A 15,813-nucleotide genomic window follows, 5' to 3' on the forward strand; every position below is an offset into this window, starting at 1 on the left:
CCGCCGAGCCTCAGTCGTCCTTGGTGAGCGTGACCATGGGGCGAGGCGGGTCGATCCGCTCGTAGTGGGCCCCCAGGGCCACCAGGCCCCCGGACTCCATGCGCGGCCCGGGGATGATGTCGAAGGCCGTGGCCTTCTGGTAGGCGTCAATGACGCTGGAGAGCTGCCAGGGCTGGATGGAGGCGGAGATGAGGTAGGCACCCGGCCGTAGCATCATCGCGGGGATGGAGATGTCCACGGTCCCCTCCCCCGGCTCGATCCTCTCGGGCTGGAAGCCGTCGTCGAGGCCGTGAAGCCCCCAGGCGAAGATGCCCTCACGGGTGTCGATGGAGCAGCCGAAGACGGGCTTCTCGATCGTCTCCTCGCAGTGGTAGTGAAGGCGAATGGTGGCCTCGTCCCCGGTACGCATGGAGGTCGCCGGCCGGCCCGTGCGGTCGAGCAGCTCGATGCGGCGGATCTGGGCCTCACCACTGCCGAAGCGGGTGCCTTGGCCCTCTTTGACCTTCTTGGCTCCGTGGGTGACGTCGGAGTACTTGTCGATGACCTCTGGGGCCGGGCCGACCTCCTTGAGGTGGCCGTGGTCGAGCCAGGCGACCTCATCGCAGAAGGTGCGCATCTGCTCCAGGCCGTGGGAGACGACGACGACGGTGCGACCGTCCTCGCGGAACTCGGCGAACTTGTCCATGCACCGCTCCTGGAACTCCATGTCGCCGACGGCCAGGACCTCGTCGACCAGGAGAATCTCCGGCTCGACGTGGATGGACACGGAGAAGCCGAGGCGCACGTACATGCCCGAGGAGTAGTTCTTCACCGGCTGGTCGATGAACTCACCCACCCCGGAGAAGTCGACGATGTCATCGAACTTGGCCTCGATCTCCTTGCGGCTCATCCCCAGGATGGCGCCGTTGAGGAAGATGTTCTCCCTCCCGGAGAGCTCGGGATGGAAGCCCGAGCCGACCTCCAGCATGGCGGCCATGCGCCCCCGGGCGGTGATGGAGCCCGAATCGGGAGCCAGGATCTTGGCGATGCACTTGAGCAGCGTGGACTTGCCTGAGCCGTTGTGTCCCATGAGCCCGAAGGTCTTGCCCTCGGGGATGTCGAAGGTGATGTCCTTGAGCGCCCAGAAGTCCTCGTAGACGCCGCGGCCCCGCTGCAGGACGGCGCCCTTGAGGGACTGATTGCGGTGGTGATAGATCCGGAAGCGCTTGGAGACGTCCTCGATGCGCACGGCCGACGCGGCAGAGGATGCTGCCGAGGCAGCCGGCACCGACGACGTGAGTGATGATGCGGACGATCCGGTTGATGCGGTCATCTGGCGTGTCAGAGCTCCTCAACGATGCTCGCCGAGTGCCGGCGGAAGAAGACCAGGCCCAACGTGAGCATGACGATCGCCCATGCCAGGCAGGCCAGGAAGACGGGCTGCGACGGCAAGGCGAAGTCGTACAGGCAGGACCGGAAGGCCTCGAGGTAGGTCTCGGCGGGGTTGAGACGCAGGATCGTGGTCAGCGGGATCGGCCCGCCGTTGACCTGCCAGCCCTTGTCGAACAGGTCGTTCTGGACCTTGTTAACCATGGTCAGGGGGAAGACGACCCCGGAGGCGTACATCCACATCTGGTTGAAGATCTGCCACAGGTGGCCCAGGTCCCGGAAGTAGACGGTGGCGATGGACAGCATGAGGCCCAGTCCGACGGCGAACATCCCCACCAGTACGGTGACGACGAGCAGTGCCGGGATCATCGCCAGGACTCCCGGCCCTCCCAAGATCATGGCGATGATGACCAGCACGAGCAGCTCGAAGGCGAAGTCCACGGCCAGTGACAGGACCGCGGAGTAGATGAGGACCTGGCGGGGGAAGTAGACCTTGGTGAGGAGCCCCGCGTTGTCCACGAGGGCGTTCATGGAGGCCATGATGCCGCTGGAGAAGAAGGTCCAGCTGAGCACCCCGATGCCGATCCACAGCGCGAAGGAGTTGATGCCGGAGTTGCGGCCCGGCTCCACGCCTCCGCGGAAGACGACGCCGAAAATGAGGGCGAAGATGGCGATGGTGGCCAGGGGGTTGATGAATGACCACAGGCGCCCCAGGGCCGTGCCCTTGAACTCCGAGGAGACCGAGCGCTGAGTCAGCCGCAGGGTGAGGTCCAGCGTCTGGCGGGCATCCTCCGAGCGGAGCAGTCGAGAGAGCTTCATAGGCTCACACCTCCGTCGCAGTGCCGGTGGGCGCTGGGGAAACCGCCCCCTCCTGGGCATCGATCCAGTCACACAGCCGGTTGATGCCCTCGGTGACGCCGACCCGGGGCTCCCAGTCCAGCGCCTGGCGGGCACGCGCGGTGTCCGCCCAGGCGGCACGCACATCGCCGTCGCGGAACTGGCCGGTGACGTGCGGTGCGGGCGCTCCGTAGTGCTCGGCGATGGTCTGAGCGATCTGCATGATGGTGGTCCGCTCCCCCAGGCCGATGTCGTAGGGCGTGGAGGTGGCCGGCGAGTGCAGGACGCCGGCCACGATGGCGGAGGCGACGTCGTCGATGAAGACGAAGTCCCGCACGATCTGGCCGTCCTCGTAGACCGGGATGGACTGGCCCTGCTTGGCCAGGCGGGCGAAGAGGGAGACGATACCGGTGTAGGGGTTGATGAGGGACTGGCCGGGTCCGTAGACGTTCTGAAGCCGGTAGAGCACCGGGGTGACGTTGAAGGAGCCGCACCAGGAGGTCACGAGGTTCTCCTGGCAGAACTTGGTGGCGGCGTAGACGTTGGCCGGAGAGGCCTTGACCTCGGCGGAGGACTGGACCGAGGGGGTCAGGCCGGTGAAGTCCCACTGACCGGCCTCGAGCATTGCGTGGGTGCGCTGCCCGGGGTAGGAGGGGTGTCCCGCAGCATCGATCCACTTCCCCTCGCCATAGACGGCCCGGGAGGAGGCCAGGACGATCTTGTCGGGACGGATCTCGTGGCGCACGAGGGCGTCGAGCATCTGGGTGGTGCCGACGACGTTGACGTTGGCGTGCCGGGAGGCCTCGGTGAGGGACTGGCCAGTCCCGGTCTCCGCCGCCAGGTGGACGATGGCATCCGGCGCGACCTCGGTCAGGAGCGAGTCCCAGTCCTCGGCGACGGACACGTCCAGGCGGCGCAGCTCCACGCGCTCGTCGAGCTCGGCAGGGCGAGCCTGGGAGGGGTGGATCTGCGGGTGCATGTTGTCCAGGGCCACGACACGGTCGAAGGCGTCCGCCAGGTCATGCGAGATCGCGCAGCCGATGAATCCGGCACCACCGGTCACGAGGCAGGTACGGGTCACGAGGGTCTCCCTTGGTGTAGTCGAGTCGGGGCGGTGGGACGAGCTCTCACGCGTCGTACAACGGCCTCGTCACTATTCTCGGCGTTCCCGGAGCCGTGCGGGCCGGCGGCCGCCGTTGCCTTCGACACGCCTCAGAGGCGCTGGACACGAGCTCGTCCCTGCCCGGAGCCGCACGCCGAACATATCAGCGTTCGACCTCGGAGACCTCGGGATGCCAGCTCATGCCTTTGAAGGCCTTGGTGACGAAAGCGACGATGTGGTCGGTGATCCTCACCAGCGCCACCGACAGGCCGAAGACGATGACGCAGGTCGCGGCCAGCATCGTGTAGCGCTGAACCGGCACGAAGCCCGCCACGTTGATCTTCTCGAAGAGGACCATGATGACGACGTGGTGGACCAGGAAGATCGGATAGGAGTACTTGGCGATCAGGTCGACGAGCGCACGTACCGGCTGGATCGCCACATAGCGACCGACGACCACGAGGATGAGGAAGGCCGAGATGCCGACGAGTGTGGTGGCCACGTCCTCGGGGATCTCCTCGGGGAGCATCGCCGAGACGGCCAGGACCGCGGCTGCCGGAATGACGACGGCCCAGTGAACCCGGCGGACGTAGAGGACGAAGTAGCTGCCGAAGGCCAGTTCGGGGAGTCTGGTCGTGAGGATCATCGCCGAGGGGTAGCCCGCGAAGTAGCGCTGCATGACGATCACGGTGGCGGCATAGGCCGCCAGGATGACGACGCCGGTGACGACCGGGAAGCGGTCGATGGCCCACAAAAGCGCTGGGAAAACGAGGTAGTACAGGAGGATGAACCCGAGGAACCACTCCCCCAGGAGGTAGGCGGTACGCACCTGGAAGTTGGCGACCAGGCCGTCCACGCCGAGGACCGTGAAGATGAGGGAGCGGGTCGGGGCACTGTTGGGCGGCCGCCCCCCGGTCGTGACGAAGAAGTAGAGCGTCGCAAGGACCCAGGCGGTCCAGAACATCGGGTAGATGTTGAGACAGCGCTTCCAGTAGAACCGTTTGAGATTGATCGGTCTCCGATAGGTCACCGTCAGGGCGGCCCCGGAGATGATGAGGAACAAGGAGACGCCCAACCCACCCACATAGATGCCGAAGGGGAAGTTGGTCAGGACGTAGCCGCCATCAGCCAGGTAGGGGTTGTTGAAGTGGGTGAGGACGATGAGAAGCGCTGCCAAGGCTCGGACCAGATCGAGGTAGAAGATCCTGGTCCGTTTCCTGGTGACCGGCTTGACACCCGCCGCCCCCGCCGACCCGCCCGTCTCGGTCACTCCCCGATCCTCCTGACTCGGCGGTAGGCACTCTTGAGGGGTGAGCGCACTGCGGTCGGGATCCAGCGGCTGACCTGATCCTTGACCTGCTGACGAGTGCTGCGAGCACTACGGATCTGTTGGACCATTCGCTGCTCGACGTCAACCCCCCAGTGCTGTGACACCGCGGTGGTGAACTCCCTGGTGTAGTACGACAGATTCGTCAGCTCGATCCTCGCGAAGGAGTCGGAGAAGAGCCATCCGCAGAAGTAGCCCGATGCCTGCGCAACATAGCCGTAGGCGCGCTCGATGGCGTGGAGGATGGTCCCGTCGATGTCATTCGGCTCAGGCGGGAAGTCCTCCCACTGCCAGTCGTGGTCGAAGAGCGGCTTGAGAGCGGCCGGCCGGAACCAGAACATGGTGCCCAGCGGGGCGATGACCTCCTTGTGAGCATCGAGCGGGACACTCAGATTCAACTCTTTCTCAAGGAGCATCTTCGTGCGATCGAAGTTCGGCCCCCAGCTGTAGGAGTAGATCGGGAAGTAGTCGGCATGGTTGGGAGGGGTCGGCGACAGCAGACCGAGTCGGGGCTCCGAGTCGAAGGTGGAGATGACGTTCTCGACGAACTCTCGAGTCGGGAGAAGGTTGTCGAAGCACTTGCGGGCGAAGCCCTCGCCCACGGTGTACGGGCTCAGCTGGGTGACCTTCTTGTCATGTATGAAGCAGACGAGGTCGTAGTCGCTGACGATGTCCTTGCACCCCACCAGGAGCGCACTGACGTCCCGACCCCGGTTCTCAATGAGGCGCACGGTCACGTTGTAGGGGAGATCCTTGCAGGCCTCCTCCACCAGTTCCACCTTCTCCTGAGAACCGACGGTGAGGATGAAATCCGTCCCCTCGGGCATGGACCGGGCGTAGGCGAGCGTGGGCTCCAGGAGGTCCATGTAGTACAGGTGCGCAATGAGAGCGACCTTCTGCGGCTTGGGCTCGCGGGCCACCGCCTGCGTGGGCAGGACGTAGGTGAGCTGGAGATTCTTGACCAGGTCCGCCATGTTCATCGAGCGCAGGGCGTTGTCCCAGATGAGGTTCGTGTCGAAGTCGGTGTGGTCGCGCAGGTACTCGTAGAGCTCCACGGTTGCGTTACCCACGGCCTGGTGAAGCACGTCCTCGTAGCTGTGGAAGAAGGAGCGGCGCTTGAAGATGGGGCAGCGCCTCTCCGCAATGAGCTGCTTGGGGGCGAAGAGGATGGGCTGCAGGGTGAAGCCCTCGAGGTCCTCAGTATTGACATACACGTCAGAGGTGAAGCCCAGCCGCTCGAAGCGCTGGGTGAAGGGCGCCTCGTGGAGCCCCACGGAATCCTCGTAGGAATTGATCTGAGGAAGGTTGTCCCAGTAGTCCTGGAAGGCCTTGGAGGAGACCAGGGAACGCCGGTAGGCATGGAAGTGGGACTGAAGATGACGGGGCAGGTACCCCTCCAGGGCGTGCCCGAAGGGGTCTCCGGGAGCCAGATGGAACCAGGTGATTCCCCAGAAGTCGATGTCTCGACCCGCCATCTCGGTGAACATCTCCTCGAAGGGGTACACCGGTCCCATGATGGTAGCGTTGAACAGGACGACCTCGTCGAACTCGACGAGCCGGTCCCAGCCGTAGCTCTCCATGGCCGTTTTGTAGGCCCAGGCATCCAGGCCCTTGTTCTCCCGCAGGATGATGTTGTCCGTGAAGGCGGTCAGCTTGGCATAGCTCTTGGCGGTCAACTCACCGTTGACGACAATGACCAGCTCGGAGAGGTTCTTGACCATGTCAGTGAGCAGGGTCTCCACGTAGGAGTCCACGATGCCCTGAGCGTCGAAGAAGAAGAAGATCCCGAGTCGCTTCGGGTCCTGGCCGAGCGTTGCCATAATGTCCCTTCTGGGCAGTGGTTCGAGCCGCTCACCGTAGCGGGAGAGCGGAGTAATAGGGTTTCCCGGGCGCGTCAGCCCGCGCTTGAGGCGAGGATACGGCGGATCTTGGTCGGGTCACCCCACACGCCCGGCGAGTCGTAGGGCCGGTCCGGGAAGGCTCCGTACTCCAGGGTGATGTCCAGGTCGTTGTCCCGGATATAGGCCTCGACGCGCTCGGCCAGGCTCATCGGCTCACCGGTGCAGGCGTTAATGATGCCGTCGACCTCAGTCTGGTCCACGATCGCGGCGATCTGCGTGGCCAGCTCGTCCACGGAGATGAAGTCGTAGCGGTTCTTACCCGTGGTGAAGGGGAAGGTGGTGCGCCCCTCCTCGGCGGCTTCCAGGAGCTTGGAGAAGATCGAGTTGCCGAACTTGTCGTCGCCCACGATGTAGTAGGCGCGGATCCACTGGGCGACGGCGTCGTGTGCCTTGGCCGACAGGAAGGTGGTCTCCCGCAGTGCGTTCTTGGCGATGCCGTACAGCGAGGCGGGGTTGCACGGGGAGTTCTCGTCGATGGCACCCTCCCAGTAGCCGACCTCATGCATGGTGCCCATGACGGCGAGCTGCTTGAGACCGCCCGCATAGAGGTTCTCAATGAGGTTGACGTGCTTGGCCAGGTCGTCCATGTGGGCGGACGAGGCGTGCTTGAAGCCGTCGCGCCAGGCCATGTGCAGGACGACGTCGGGGCGTCCCATCTGGTCGTAGATGTCGGCGTCCCCGGAGAAGAGGTCCAGGGTAAGCCTCTCCGCCCGCTCGTCGACGCCGTCGAGTCGCAGGTCGAGGGCCTTGACGTCCAGGCCGCGCTCCAGGAGCGCGGTGACGACGTGGCGACCGATGTAGCCGCCTGCTCCAGTGACGAGAACTGTCTTTGCCATGGTTCTGGATCCTAACAGGTGCGGTTGTGGAGCAATCACTTGGTTCTGCCGTTGATGGACATGAGGAGATCGCCGTTGACGGTGGTTCCGTTCTCCGTGGTCGGGAACTGGTCGACCGCGGGATTGATCTCGACGACGGCGCTGCCGCCCTCGGTCAGCTCACTGGTGATCGTCACGGTGTACTTCTCGCCACCGCGCAGGACGAGTCCCTTGGCCGGGAACTCGTGCAGACCCTCATGGAGGGAGTTCGCCGGCGCCGCGGTCTTGAAGACCCGGGCACCGGAGGCGTCCGTGACCTCGACGTTGACCACCGAGGAGTCGAGCCACTGGATGTCTCCGGCCAGGAAGGCGATATTGAGGGAGCTGACCTCCACGGTGGACGGCAGGGTGATGGTCTCGGAGACCCCGGCCCCATCGCCGAGGATGTTGACGCTCCCCGCCTGAGGGGTGTCGGTGACCGCCGAGTACGCCACAGGAGCAGCCGGCACGAAGTAGGGGAGCAGCACCAGCGCGCTGAACGCCGCCGGCATGGTCAGACGCGACCAGGCCGCGGAGCGTGGGACCCGCTCGCCCTGCCCCAGCTTCTCGACCATCTCGGTGCGCGGGAAGTTGATGAAGAGGAACGCCAGAGCGCAGGCGATCATGAAGCCGACGATGAAGGAGCCCTGCCGGCTGATTCCCATGACGTCGAGGAACTGCGCGGGGGTCTCATACCGGGGCTGCGCCGTCGGAGTCATCAGGTGAGGCAGGAGCAGCTGATCGAGGATCGACCGGTTGTACATGGAGAAACCGGTGAAGGTGTACATGAGGAACAACGCGGTTCCAACACCCACCTCAAGAGCAGAGTTGAGCAGCACGTGACGCGGGTTGAGGAAGATGATGAGCACCGCGAAGGGCGAGACCATGACGGCCCAGTAGGGGTTGAGCGGGACGACCGTGGCGAAGACGAGGTAGATGGCCATGCAGATGTAGACCGCGTCGGCCGCCAAGGCCTTCGTCCCCTGAGGGCGGCGCAGGTAGGCGAAGATGACGATCCCGACCATGAACACCACGAAGATCGGAATCATGCTGCTCTGCCACGGCACCCCCACGGCCGTGAGCCTCTGAAGCATGCTGCTCATGAATCCGCCGGTGGACGCCTTGTAGGCCACGTTGCCGTGGTAGATGGCGCGGCACCCGACCAGACCGATGAGCCCGACAACGACCTGGAGGGCCACCACGCGCAGCCGCTTCTCCCTCAGCAGCAGGAGCGGCACGAAGATGAAGAGGGCGAAGAGCTTGAGCGTGTTGGCGATCGCGAACCACAGCAGGAACCTGCCCAGCCGGCCACGCAGGTAGGCGCGCAGCCCCAGCAGGATGAAGACGATCATGATGATGTCGTACTGGACGATGACGAAGACCGGGACGAACAACGTCATCGACGACAGGAAGAAGAAGGCGACCCACTTGCTGCGCTGCCGGCTGACGCCGAGGTCACGCGCGATATCCACCAGCACCTTGGCGGCGAGAAGCGCGGCCAGCACCATCATGGTCTTGAGCCACAGCTGCGCCGGCGTCGACAGCAGGTACTGGAAGCCGGTGATCCGGTAGATGATGTAGGTCGGCAGGTTCCACAGTCCGAAGAGCAGGTAGAGCGGGATGTCGTAGACCGCGGGGTGACCGGTCGAGGTGTGCTCGATCGCGATCCGGTAGAAGTCGCCGATCCTCCCCTGAAGAACCGAGTCCAGGAAGTTGAAGGAGTGCTCGAAGGTGGCTCGCACGTCCCCGTAGAGGAAGAAGGCGTAGGCGCCGAGCAGGATGATGCCCAGCAGCGCCCAGTCCACGAGGCCGGGACGCTCGGTACTGCTCCACCAGGAGCCCAGGCGGCTGTCCACCACGCGCTCGACCAGCCGGCGTCCCTGATCGCTCGTCGTCTCAGTGAGCGCGCGCATCCGTGTGACGAGGCCGGCGGCGGAGCGGGTCTGCGGCGTGGAGTCGTGATCGGTTTTCTCGGCGTCGTTGTTCTTGACCTGACTCGTTTTGTTCTTCGCGGACTTACCGGACACGAGAGCCTGCCTGTTCATCGGGGTGGTGGACAGTGGTCGCCCCGCCGGAGGCGCCGAGACGCTCCAGGAGGGCTTTGCGGGAGATGAAGTTGTAGATGAGCACGATCGCCGTGGCGAGGATCTTCCCCAGGAAGGGGCTCATGCCGGCGAGGTCGGCGCAGACGTAGAGGATGAGTGTGTTCAAGCCCAGTGCGACGACGTTGAGCAGAACATACAGCGTGAATTCCTTGAGGACACTGACATTCTCCTGCGCCTCGAAGACGTAGCGCCTGGAGAGGATGTAGTTGAGGACCACTGAGGTGGAGAAGGATGTCGCACTGGCGATGAGGTGGGGTACGCCCAGCCCGTACAGCACGGTGAAGAGGCCGAAGTCAACGCTGAAGGAGATGCCGCCGACGACGAGGAATCGCCCGAACTGCGCAAGGAGGGGACGCAGTTTCTCCTGGAGGGTGCTCAAGAGGCGTTCCCGCCGGGGCGTTCCTGCGCGGAGGGACCCGCCTGCGACGACGCCGGGCCGCCTCCGAAGCTCGAAGGACCTTCGGAGGGCCCGAAGTTGAGGCGCTCACCGATGACCACGCGAGGCTTGCTGACGACGCGCCCGTTGATGCTGAGAATGTACTCGCCCAGGATTCCGATGAAGAACAACTGGATGGAGCCCAGGAAAAACAGGCCCACGGTGCGCGAGGCCTCACCCACTGGATAGGCGTTCCAATCGATGAGCTTCTTGACCAGGACGAAGGTGGCCAGGCCCAGGCAGATGATGCCGACGAAGGTGGCCACGAAGGTGGCCATGCGCATCAGCAGCTTGGTGGAGCTGGTGATGCCCTGCATGGCGAAGTCGTAGTTGCGCAGGAAGTTGAAGTTCGACTTTCCTCGGGAGGACTGGGCCTGATCGTACTGGACGATCTCGAGCCCGATCCCGTACTCGGCGACCACCGTCTTGAAGTAGGGCTGAATATCGCCGATCTGCCGCAGAACATCGATGAACTCGACGTCGTAGAGCCCGTATCCGGTGAAGCGCGCGATCTGAGGGGTGTCGGCGAACCAGTCGATGAGCTTGTAGTAGAGGTGACGGCATCCCGTCATGATGAAGCCCTCATCAGAGGATCTCCTCTGCCCGATGACGACCTTGGCTCCGGCCTCCCAGCGGGCCACGAACTCCGGGAGGTTCTCCGGAGGGTCCTGGAGGTCGCCGAAGAGCATGAAGGTCGCATCCCCCGAGCCGTAGGTGAGCGCCGAGAAGACATTCCGGTGAAAACCGAAGTTACGGGCGTTGAAGACGGCCTTCACCCGCTTGTCTTCACCCGCCAGAGCACGGATCGCATCGCGGGTGCCGTCCGTCGAGTAGTCATCGACGAAGATGATCTCGTAGTCGTACTGAGGAAGATGCGTGTGAAATACCGAGTTCAGTCGGTCATACATCAACCTGACGCTTTTTTCCTCATTGTAACTGGGGATGACGACGCTGATCTTCTTCATGGACAGGTCAAAGGTCCTCACGTGACTCATTGATCGAGGCAGGGGCTCCAACAGGGGCTCCAAGGGGCATACCCGACCATGCCGGCAGGAGGTGCGGGGAGCACCTCTCGTTATGCTAACACCTCGCTCAATCCCCCTTGTCTTCCTCCCGATGGCGGCCGACACCGCGCAGACGCCTGCCGGCACTCGTCGCGGCGCGCGCCAGGCCCGAGGCCCCACCGGTCAGGTAGCGGTAGGCGGGCTTGAGAGCACTGCCCATGTCGGGGTGGTGGACGTCAACGTAGGTGCGCACCCGGGCGCCGACTCCGGCCAGCGGTCCGAACCGGGCCTGGAGGAACCTGACCTGCTCATCGGTGTGGGCCGGAAGGTCCGCGGTGACGACTCGATGCTTGTAGGCCAGGGCCCCGTAGAGCCGCCCGGCCCAGACCGGAGTGAGTACCTCGCGGGGGTGGAAGCCGCTGGACATGGCCGCATAGACGGTCAGCAGCTCAAGCACCTCGGCGGCGCGGGCGCGTCTGAGGCGCTCGGCGGACTGCTTGGCTCCGCCGGCGGCCTGGTCGGTCAGCCGCACGAGCTCCTTGGCCCCTTCACTCAGGGTGCGCAGCGCTTCGGGGCGGGCCATGAACATCGCGCCGGGAGGAGCCACGGGGGCGAGCGGATCCAGCTCGGCGCTCAGACCGAGCCGCCGGGACAGGGCCTTGGCGGCGCCGGCCAGCCCGTCCCACGTGGGTCCTCCATGAGCCTGCCCGATGTGGCCGGCGGCGGGCATGGCCACGCCAAGGCCGGGGTGACGCGCAAAGAGGTCGATGAGGCCGGCCGTGTACCCCGGCGAGTCCAGCAGGCAGTCGAGCGCCTGCCGGTGGGCGACGTCGTCGGCCCGCGTACCGGGGACGGGCGGGGGCCCCACGGTGATCCGCAGGACCAGGGGGCCACCGTCGCCGCCCTCGTCACCGTCGTCGCCGCGTCCGGGATCCCAGAGGTCGTCACACTGGGTGAGGAAGGCGATCGTGCCCCGCGGGTCGAGGTCGCGCACCAAGCGGAAGGACACATCCCCTTCCCCGTGCGCTGAGTCCTCCTGTGTGTCCTCCTGGCTGGGACGGCGGCCGGTGACCCGCTCCAGGTCGGCGGCATCCAGCCGTTCGGGCGAGGTGACGACGACCCGCCAGTGCGCCGGCAGGCTCGCCAGGCGCCGGGCCAGGCCATCGGCCTCGGCGCGCTCGAGCGCCTCCCTCCCGGCCGGGACGTGGACGACGACGCAGCCCGAGGGCCGCCGCTCAGGCGAGCTCGTCTCGGCACCGGCCCCCGCGGCCCCGGGGACGCACCCGGTCACGACCTCGGTGAGGCCGGCGTTGACGATGAGGTCGCGGGCGGCCGCGGTGTGGACGACGTCGGACAGGATGAGGTCCTCGCTGTAGCCGGCCCGGGCGGCGGCCTCCAGCAGCTCCCCGCCGACGACGGCCTGGCGGTCCTGGTGGAGCGGGTCGTGGAAGAGGGCGCGGCGCTTGAGCAGGGGGCAGCCGTCGGCCAGCAGCGCTGGGGCCTCCTCGATGGCCGGGTTCTCCGAGCGGTAGCGGTCCACGGGGAAGGCGACCTGCCAGGTGTGGCCGAGCTCGGCGAAGTGGCCGGTGAAGCGCGATTCGTGCCACTGGATGGAGTCGCGGTAGGAGGAGACCGGCGGCATCTGCTCCCAGTACTCCCGGAAGGCCGGGTCCGTCAGGAGCCTGCGGCGCACCGCGATCCAGTGGGACTGGAGGTGGCGGGGCAGCTCGCGCTGGGCGAGGAAGGGGTGGGGGCGCATGGTGGCGTGCTCGGTCATACCCCAGAAGGAGATATCGCCCCAGCCCGCGGCGCGGGTGAGGACCTCCTCCCAGGGCCGCAGCGGCGCGTAGTAGGTGTGGTTGGTCAGGATGAGCTCGTCGAAGTCGGCGAGCCGTTCCCAGCCCAGGTGCTCCAGGCCGGCTCGGTAGGCGCCGGCATCGAGCCCCTCATTGGGACGCGGAAGGATCTCATCACAGCAGGTCGCCAGGCGGGCGCGGTCGACCTCACTGATGGGTGAGTTGGAGACCAGCAGGATGTGGTCGGCGTGGGGCCGCAGGGAGCCGAGCGCGGCGACGACGTAGTCGCGGACCTGATGATGAGGATCGAAGTGGAAGTAGACGAGTCCTCGGTTCATGTGGAGGTCCTTCCCGGCAGGTGGTCGATGAAGGCGGCTGGTAAGGAAGCGGTGAGGCGGCCAGTGTCTCATGAGCTGTCTCATGCACTTCTGGCCGCCTCGCCGCTCCCCCGGTGCGGGATGTCAGCGGATGGTCACCTTCCCGTTGGGCGCCACGGAGATGCTGCCCTTCTCAAAGGTCTGGGTCGTGGTGCCGTCGGCCTGGCGCACTGCGCGCCCGGTGGGCAGCCCCACCTTGGAACGTTCCCAGCCGGCGGCGGCCCAGGCGTTGAGGATCGAGCCGTGGATGAAGCCGACCCGGCCCCCGGGGCGCCAGTAGGCGATGCCGCCTTCGAAGATCTGGTGACGGCTGCCGCCGACTCCCGCCACACCACCACTGCGCGGGTAGCCCATGGACCCGGTCTGATAGCCGTAAGCGCCCCAGGCACTGAGCACCGGCTCACCCACGAACTGCGCACCAGTCGCCGGGCTCCAGTAAGCCACCCCGCGCTCGAAGCGCTGGAACACTCCACCCTTGGTGGAGGCGGTCTCGTTGGAGGTGGGCAGCCCCAGCCAGGAGCGCTCCCAGCCGGCGGCGGCCCAGGCGTTGAGGATCGAGCCGTGGATGAAGCTGACCCGGCCCCCGGGGCGCCAGTAGGCGATACCGCCTTCGAAGATCTGGTGACGGCTGCCGCCGACTCCTACCACGCCACCACTGCGCGGGTAGCCCATGGACCCGGTCTGATATCCGTAGGCGCCCCAGGCACTGAGCACCGGCTCACCCACGAATTGCGCACCGGTCGCCGGGCTCCAGTAGCCCACCCCGTGCTCGAAGCTCTGGAACACCCCACCCTTGGTGGAGGCCTGGACGCCGGAGGTGGCCGCTCCGATCCAGTCGTTGGCGCCCAGGGCGCTGCGCAGGGCGACGGCTCCCGGATGGTCCTGGGGCACGGTCGACGACGCACCACTGCTTCCCCCCTGCGGGGAGGAGCCCTGCGCCTTGGCGATGGCGCGGATGGTGCCGAGCTTGGAGTAGCCGACGTTGCCGGGGCAGGTGGTGTAGCCGACGTCGCGGTGCCCGAGGATGCGGGGCATGGAGATGGTGGAGCCGGCCTGGTAGCGCTCGGTGGTCCACACGTGCAGGCCCGCCCAGCCGGTGACATCGGAGATGCCGGCTCGTTTGAGGAACCATCCGGCCATCTTGCCCACGGAGCTCAGTTGGGCATCCGAGGGGGACACCGTGCTGTAGTCCCCCATCATGGAGATGCCCATGGTGCCGGTGTTGACGCCGCGGGCGTGCGCCCCGATGCTCATCCTGCCGGCCGGTGCCGCCACGGAGCCGGAGCGCCCCTCGAAGACGGTGCCGAACTTGTCGACGAGGAAGTTGTAGCCGATGTCGCCCCAGTCCAGGACGACCGCGTGGTAGTAGTAGATGCCCCGCACGATGGAGGCGGACTGGCCTGCTGAGTAGCTGTTGGTGCCTGCGGTGTGGTGGACGACGACGTGGCCGGCTCTCGCGTACTCGGGATCCCAGCTCATGTAGGAGGCATTGGCCCCCCACTCGGCCCGGGTGGTCACCGCGACCGGCAGGCCGTTAGCGGTCGTCGCAGCCGGTGCGACGACAGGCACAGTGGCTGGTGCAGTGGCTGGCGAAGCAACCGATGCTGCGGCCGGCTGGGCGACCGGCGCGGGGCTCGTGGGCAGCGTCATGGCGGCCGGATCCAGATGAGTGCCCTGGTTGTCAGTGGCGGAGGCATCCTCGATGACGGGGGTCGGTGCAGCCTCGGTGGTCTTGAGGTCGTCTGCACCGAGGACCTCCTCGCCCTGGGGACGGGAGGGGACCAGGGCCAACTTGAGCCCGGCGGGAAGCGAGCTGCCGACGACGGAGGCCTGGATCGCGTCGGCCCCGCCGGTGACGAACTCCCCCGTGCCGGGGGTGGCGCGGTCGTCGCGGCCGGAGTCGGCCGCCTCACTCAGGTACCAGGGCGACCAGCTCCCGCTCTCCCGCACGCGCAGGTAGATGCGCACGCCGTCAGGCAGGTCGGCGCCGCCGGTCCAGGTGAAGCCGGCGACGAAGAAGCGGTCGACCTCGAGGGGGTCGGTGAGCAAGGCGGCGTCCGCCTGCGGATCCGTGGCCGCCGGCAGGATCGAGGGAACCGGCGCACCGGCTGCTCCCATCGTCTGAGCGAGGGCGGTCACGGTGGCGGTTGCGCCGAGCACCGCCGCCGCACTCGCCGAGGCGGCGCTATCGGAGCCACTGGCATCCTCGGTCGACGGCCTTGGCGTCTGGGCGCCCGCCCCATCGCGCGACCCCGAGCCGGAGCCCTGCCCCGGCGAGGCCTGGACGTCGTCGAGCCCCGACTGCGCCACCTCGGTGGCCTGCCCGCTAGCGGTGGTCAGGTCGAGGATCTGCACCGGAGCGGGGGCCTCGCCCTGACCACCGGAGTCGCCGGCGCCTGGAGCGGCACCGGCCACGGGGACCAGGCTGGACAGGAGCAGCGAGGTCAGGGCGATGAGCCCGGCGGAGCGGCACGCGTGTGCGCGGGCGCTGAGACCACCGGCATGGCCACTGAGGCGATGGCCGCCGCGGGGAGCGATGCGACCAAGTGCGCGAGGGACGTTCATGGGGTTCCTTTGAGGTGATACCGACGGGCGTCCATCAGGCCTCACCATCACAACCGACGACGCGCTCCCTCGAGAGGCACGAAATCAAATTTCTGAGCAATTTCCAAGAGATTGCTGATAGTTTACTGAATGTCACGGAGG

11 protein-coding genes are annotated in these 15,813 nt (G+C 66.3%); all 11 read right to left on the reverse strand.

All coding sequences use genetic code 11. From position 1 onward, the window contains the following. Window positions 1-10 precede the first annotated feature (10 nt). Entirely contained in the window at window positions 11-1,312 is a 1,302-nt protein-coding gene (locus JJJ14_RS09670) for an ABC transporter ATP-binding protein (RefSeq protein WP_201444002.1), read from the reverse strand. 8 nt (window positions 1,313-1,320) lie between these two features. After that, window positions 1,321-2,187 (reverse strand): ABC transporter permease, encoded by an 867-nt coding sequence (locus JJJ14_RS09675; protein ID WP_009747800.1) that lies wholly within the window; start codon window positions 2,185-2,187, stop codon window positions 1,321-1,323. A gap of 4 nt (window positions 2,188-2,191) precedes the next feature. Beyond that, on the reverse strand, window positions 2,192-3,286 hold the full coding sequence (locus JJJ14_RS09680; RefSeq protein ID WP_201444003.1) for an NAD-dependent epimerase/dehydratase family protein: 1,095 nt from the start codon (window positions 3,284-3,286) through the stop codon (window positions 2,192-2,194). Window positions 3,287-3,470: 184 nt separating this feature from the next. Beyond that, complete coding sequence (locus JJJ14_RS09685; protein WP_201444004.1) at window positions 3,471-4,577, reverse strand: acyltransferase family protein; 1,107 nt, start codon at window positions 4,575-4,577, stop codon at window positions 3,471-3,473. Beyond that, complete coding sequence (locus JJJ14_RS09690) at window positions 4,574-6,454, reverse strand: rhamnan synthesis F family protein (RefSeq protein WP_070510634.1); 1,881 nt, start codon at window positions 6,452-6,454, stop codon at window positions 4,574-4,576. Before JJJ14_RS09690 ends, JJJ14_RS09685 begins: the two co-directional genes overlap by 4 nt. A 74-nt stretch (window positions 6,455-6,528) precedes the next feature. Beyond that, entirely contained in the window at window positions 6,529-7,371 is an 843-nt protein-coding gene (locus tag JJJ14_RS09695; protein ID WP_003787057.1) for an NAD-dependent epimerase/dehydratase family protein, read from the reverse strand. Between the two features lie 35 nt (window positions 7,372-7,406). Then, on the reverse strand, window positions 7,407-9,416 hold the full coding sequence (locus tag JJJ14_RS09700; RefSeq protein ID WP_201444005.1) for a hypothetical protein: 2,010 nt from the start codon (window positions 9,414-9,416) through the stop codon (window positions 7,407-7,409). Next, window positions 9,406-9,873, reverse strand: coding sequence for a GtrA family protein (locus tag JJJ14_RS09705; protein ID WP_075374382.1), 468 nt, complete (start codon window positions 9,871-9,873; stop codon window positions 9,406-9,408). Before JJJ14_RS09705 ends, JJJ14_RS09700 begins: the two co-directional genes overlap by 11 nt. After that, a complete protein-coding gene (locus tag JJJ14_RS09710) occupies window positions 9,870-10,916 on the reverse strand; it encodes a glycosyltransferase family 2 protein (RefSeq protein ID WP_232211300.1) in 1,047 nt (348 codons plus the stop codon). Before JJJ14_RS09710 ends, JJJ14_RS09705 begins: the two co-directional genes overlap by 4 nt. A gap of 106 nt (window positions 10,917-11,022) precedes the next feature. After that, a complete protein-coding gene (locus tag JJJ14_RS09715; protein WP_201444006.1) occupies window positions 11,023-13,068 on the reverse strand; it encodes a rhamnan synthesis F family protein in 2,046 nt (681 codons plus the stop codon). 123 nt (window positions 13,069-13,191) lie between these two features. Continuing rightward, window positions 13,192-15,672, reverse strand: a complete 2,481-nt coding sequence (locus JJJ14_RS09720) for an N-acetylmuramoyl-L-alanine amidase (protein ID WP_201444007.1) — start codon at window positions 15,670-15,672, stop codon at window positions 13,192-13,194. Window positions 15,673-15,813: the final 141 nt, after the last annotated feature.

It is taken from the genome of Actinomyces sp. HMT 175, assembly GCF_016694895.1.
Taxonomy (GTDB): Bacteria; Actinomycetota; Actinomycetes; order Actinomycetales; family Actinomycetaceae; genus Actinomyces; species Actinomyces oris.

What these genes read in the sequence shown, in the direction of transcription:
- JJJ14_RS09670 (WP_201444002.1), bottom strand. Translation starts at nt 1,312, where the DNA reads ATGACCGCATCAACCGGATCGTCCGCATCATCACTCACGTCGTCGGTG.
- JJJ14_RS09715 (WP_201444006.1), bottom strand. Translation starts at nt 13,068, where the DNA reads ATGAACCGAGGACTCGTCTACTTCCACTTCGATCCTCATCATCAGGTC.
- JJJ14_RS09690 (WP_070510634.1), bottom strand. Translation starts at nt 6,454, where the DNA reads ATGGCAACGCTCGGCCAGGACCCGAAGCGACTCGGGATCTTCTTCTTC.
- JJJ14_RS09720 (WP_201444007.1), bottom strand. Translation starts at nt 15,672, where the DNA reads ATGAACGTCCCTCGCGCACTTGGTCGCATCGCTCCCCGCGGCGGCCAT.
- JJJ14_RS09695 (WP_003787057.1), bottom strand. Translation starts at nt 7,371, where the DNA reads ATGGCAAAGACAGTTCTCGTCACTGGAGCAGGCGGCTACATCGGTCGC.
- JJJ14_RS09675 (WP_009747800.1), bottom strand. Translation starts at nt 2,187, where the DNA reads ATGAAGCTCTCTCGACTGCTCCGCTCGGAGGATGCCCGCCAGACGCTG.